Origin of the sequence: Ruania albidiflava DSM 18029 (genome assembly GCF_000421225.1) — a bacterium.
Taxonomy (GTDB): Bacteria; Actinomycetota; Actinomycetes; order Actinomycetales; family Beutenbergiaceae; genus Ruania; species Ruania albidiflava.
Window position 1 is genome coordinate 1 of sequence record NZ_ATWL01000046.1, and the last position, 2,882, is coordinate 2,882.

Annotated in this window: 3 protein-coding genes; 2 read left to right on the forward strand and 1 reads right to left on the reverse strand. The window is 65.4% G+C overall.

From position 1 onward, the window contains the following. Positions 1-321 precede the first annotated feature (321 nt). Positions 322-513, reverse strand: coding sequence for a hypothetical protein (locus K338_RS0119380; protein WP_022919791.1), 192 nt, complete (start codon positions 511-513; stop codon positions 322-324). 317 nt (positions 514-830) lie between these two features. Here K338_RS0119380 and K338_RS0119385 point away from each other — a divergent pair, with 317 nt between their 5' ends. Beyond that, complete coding sequence (locus K338_RS0119385; protein ID WP_022919792.1) at positions 831-1,964, forward strand: glycosyltransferase family 2 protein; 1,134 nt, start codon at positions 831-833, stop codon at positions 1,962-1,964. After that, entirely contained in the window at positions 1,961-2,425 is a 465-nt protein-coding gene (locus tag K338_RS25755) for a hypothetical protein (RefSeq protein ID WP_157612657.1), read from the forward strand. The genes K338_RS0119385 and K338_RS25755 overlap by 4 nt, the downstream gene beginning before the upstream one ends. Positions 2,426-2,882: the final 457 nt, after the last annotated feature.

The window sequence follows — 2,882 nt, forward strand, 5'->3', positions numbered from 1 at the left end:
CCGCGTGGTAGACCAGCACCAACCCAATCGCAACAGCCCGCAACCCCTCAATATCAGGCCGAAAACCCCCACCCCCCACACGCGAAGACACACCCTCGCCGCGCACCGGACGTTCACTCGTCGTCTGCCGTGTTGTCGTCACTCGCGAAGTCCTAACCATCGGTCGACCTGGTCACGCACCCAGCCACCCGAGCCGTCCCCGGCGCAACCGACAAGGGAGTGTAACGGGCACGGCTGGGAACACCTCGGGCGAGTACCAAGGAGCGTGGTCCCCGGCCGTGACCCCGGCGCGCGGCCGACTCAGTACAGGGGGCCGGCCGGTCAGGAGTCGAGGTCGTGCCGGAAACCGTGCACGACGGTGCCCACCAGGCAGATCAGGATCATCGGAGCGAGGTCCACGGTGACAGCGAGGAGCTGGCGCTGGAAGGTCCCCGCGATGACCGCGACCAGGATCGCGACCGCCACCAGGTAGAGCGAGAGGACCAGCGTCAGGTATTTCGTTCGATCCGACATGTCAGCTCCTCACCCTAGAGGAGGTGGTCGAGTGGTCACGGCTTCTTTGCGTTCGCGAGCGGTGCGAGCTGTGCGGCGGTCAGGCCTGCAGCGGAGAGCGCTGCGGCAAGCTTCTTCCGGTACTTCCAGACGAGGAGCGCAAGCTTTGTGATCGCCCACTGGGCACCGGGGATGCCTGCGCACCCTACGAACCGGCGGAGGCCGGTGCCGCGACCGCGGTCCCGATCAACACGGCGGGCAGGGCGAAAGACGGTCGAGGAGCTCGGTGCGTTGGCAGCGGTACTGTTCCTGATGACCGTGAGCGAAGGGAGAGTGTGATGCAAGACGATCTGCCCGAGCTCCCGCCAGACACCGTTCTGGCATCGCTTGGTCGCTTTGCCACGCGACACGAAGGGTCGCGGTGGCTCGACGCGCTGGCCATGCGCGCGAGCCGCGGACAGTTCGGCGCACGGGATCTCATACACAGGGCACGAGACGGCCGATGGGGACGGCTGAACCGGCGGGACCTCGCCTGGTTCGGGTACCTGCTGGCTGCTGCACCGCACGAGTCCTCGGATGTCACCGATGTGCTTGCCATCCTCGACCATGCACTCCAAGCACCCGAGGCACCCGCTGTAGGTCCGCGCCTGTGGTCCCTCTATCTCCAGGCTCTCTACCTGTCCGGGCAGACCGACCCGATCGGTGCACTCGGTGCGGACCGGCTCCACCTCGTCGACCAGCACGTCTTGTGGAGTGTCCGGACAGATGTCTTGAACCCGTTCCTGCACGAGAAGACGAGTTCGAGAGAACTGTGGCTGAGAAGCTTGAATCGGCCATTCACGCTGACCCGTGCGGCGCCGGTGACCTTGCGGGAAGAGGATCAGGCACCGTTCGACCTTCTCACCTGCGTCGACACACCTGCAGCGCACGGTGATCTGGTGAGCGTCATCATGCCGGTTTTCAATCCGGACCAGAGCCTCCTGACAGCGGTCCGCAGCGTCCTTGAACAAACGTGGACGGACATCGAGCTGCTCCTCTGCGACGACGGTTCGACAGCCGGCCGGGAGCTCATCGACGAAGCAGCGAGAGCTGATCACCGAGTCCGGGTCCTCCGCAGCGAGCAGAATGCTGGTGCCTACTCGGCCCAGAACCGGGGCCTGACGGCTGCACGCGGCCGATACCTCACCATCCATGGCGCTGACGACTTCTCTCACGCGCAACGTATCGAGCGGCACATCTGCGCCATGGAGGCCTCTGGGGCCGTAGCAACCCTGAGCCACTCTGTACGAGCAAGTGCGAGGCTGGCTCTGACAGCTCTTGGACGCTCTCCCCGGCGCGTCAACCTCTCCTCGTTGTTCTTCGAGCGTGACGTCGTGCCCCGGCGCTCGGTGGGTTCGACTCGGTACGTCGAGCGGCTGACACGGAGTTCGTCCACCGGATCAAGGCGCGGTTCTCCCCACAGAGCGTCGTGACGCTGGATGAGCCGCTCGCCATCGTCCAGACGACACCGGACTCCTTGTCCCGCAACGACTTCGGGATGCTCTACCGCCATCCGGCGCGGGACGCCTACCGGGTCGGGTTCGATGGCTGGCATGCACAGATCGCCGGCGGAGATGCAAGCGCCCTGGTCCATCCGCCAGCCCGCGCACCGTTCCCTGCGCCGTCGCACATATCGGGCGCAGGGAAGCATCCGGACGCTGCCGTCGACATCGTCTTTCTCGCTAACCCGATGGTCAGCGCTCCGATTGATCTCGGAAGAATCGTGCAGGAGTGCGCAGCAGCAGGCATTCGGATGGCACTCGTCGAATTCGTGGGCGTCGACGATGCCCGGCGCCCACCCCGGCCTCCTGGCGACGCGCTCGCGGTGGCAGTGGCGAACGGTGATCTTCGTTGGGTCCTGCCGAACGAAACGGTCACGGGCGGGTCGCCGTGATGCTTGACGCTCAGGCACTCCCCCTCATGTCCGAGCATCGGCTCGCGGACATCCGTGTCGATCATCTGTTTCTGGCAGCCTCTTGCACAGGCGACGCCAACGCAGTCCGCACGCGCATCCGGGCGAGCTCCATGGGTATACCGCACGTGCACTGGCTCCCCTTCGACGAGCACGTAGCACGATCATTGCGCGACCTGGACCCTGATGCTTCCATCGCTCCCCCGGCACAATGGCACCTCGCACCGCTAGGAACGCCACTCCAACGATTGCCTCGGCAGCAAGCAACGACAACGGACATCGGCATGGTCGCCGCGCGCGGCGTCCCACGGCCCGTTCGGCAGCGATGGACCGAGGAGCTAGTACCAATGCCGTTCGGTTAAGCCGGGTGGGGTGTTGTCAAGGGGTGTTGCGGCGCGTTGTGCCTGAGAGGTTGATGCAGCTCTTGTAGGAGTGGATC

Bases quoted from the DNA above. Each gene is read 5' to 3' on its own strand.
- K338_RS0119380 (WP_022919791.1), bottom strand. From the start codon at position 513: ATGTCGGATCGAACGAAATACCTGACGCTGGTCCTCTCGCTCTACCTG.
- K338_RS0119385 (WP_022919792.1), top strand. From the start codon at position 831: ATGCAAGACGATCTGCCCGAGCTCCCGCCAGACACCGTTCTGGCATCG.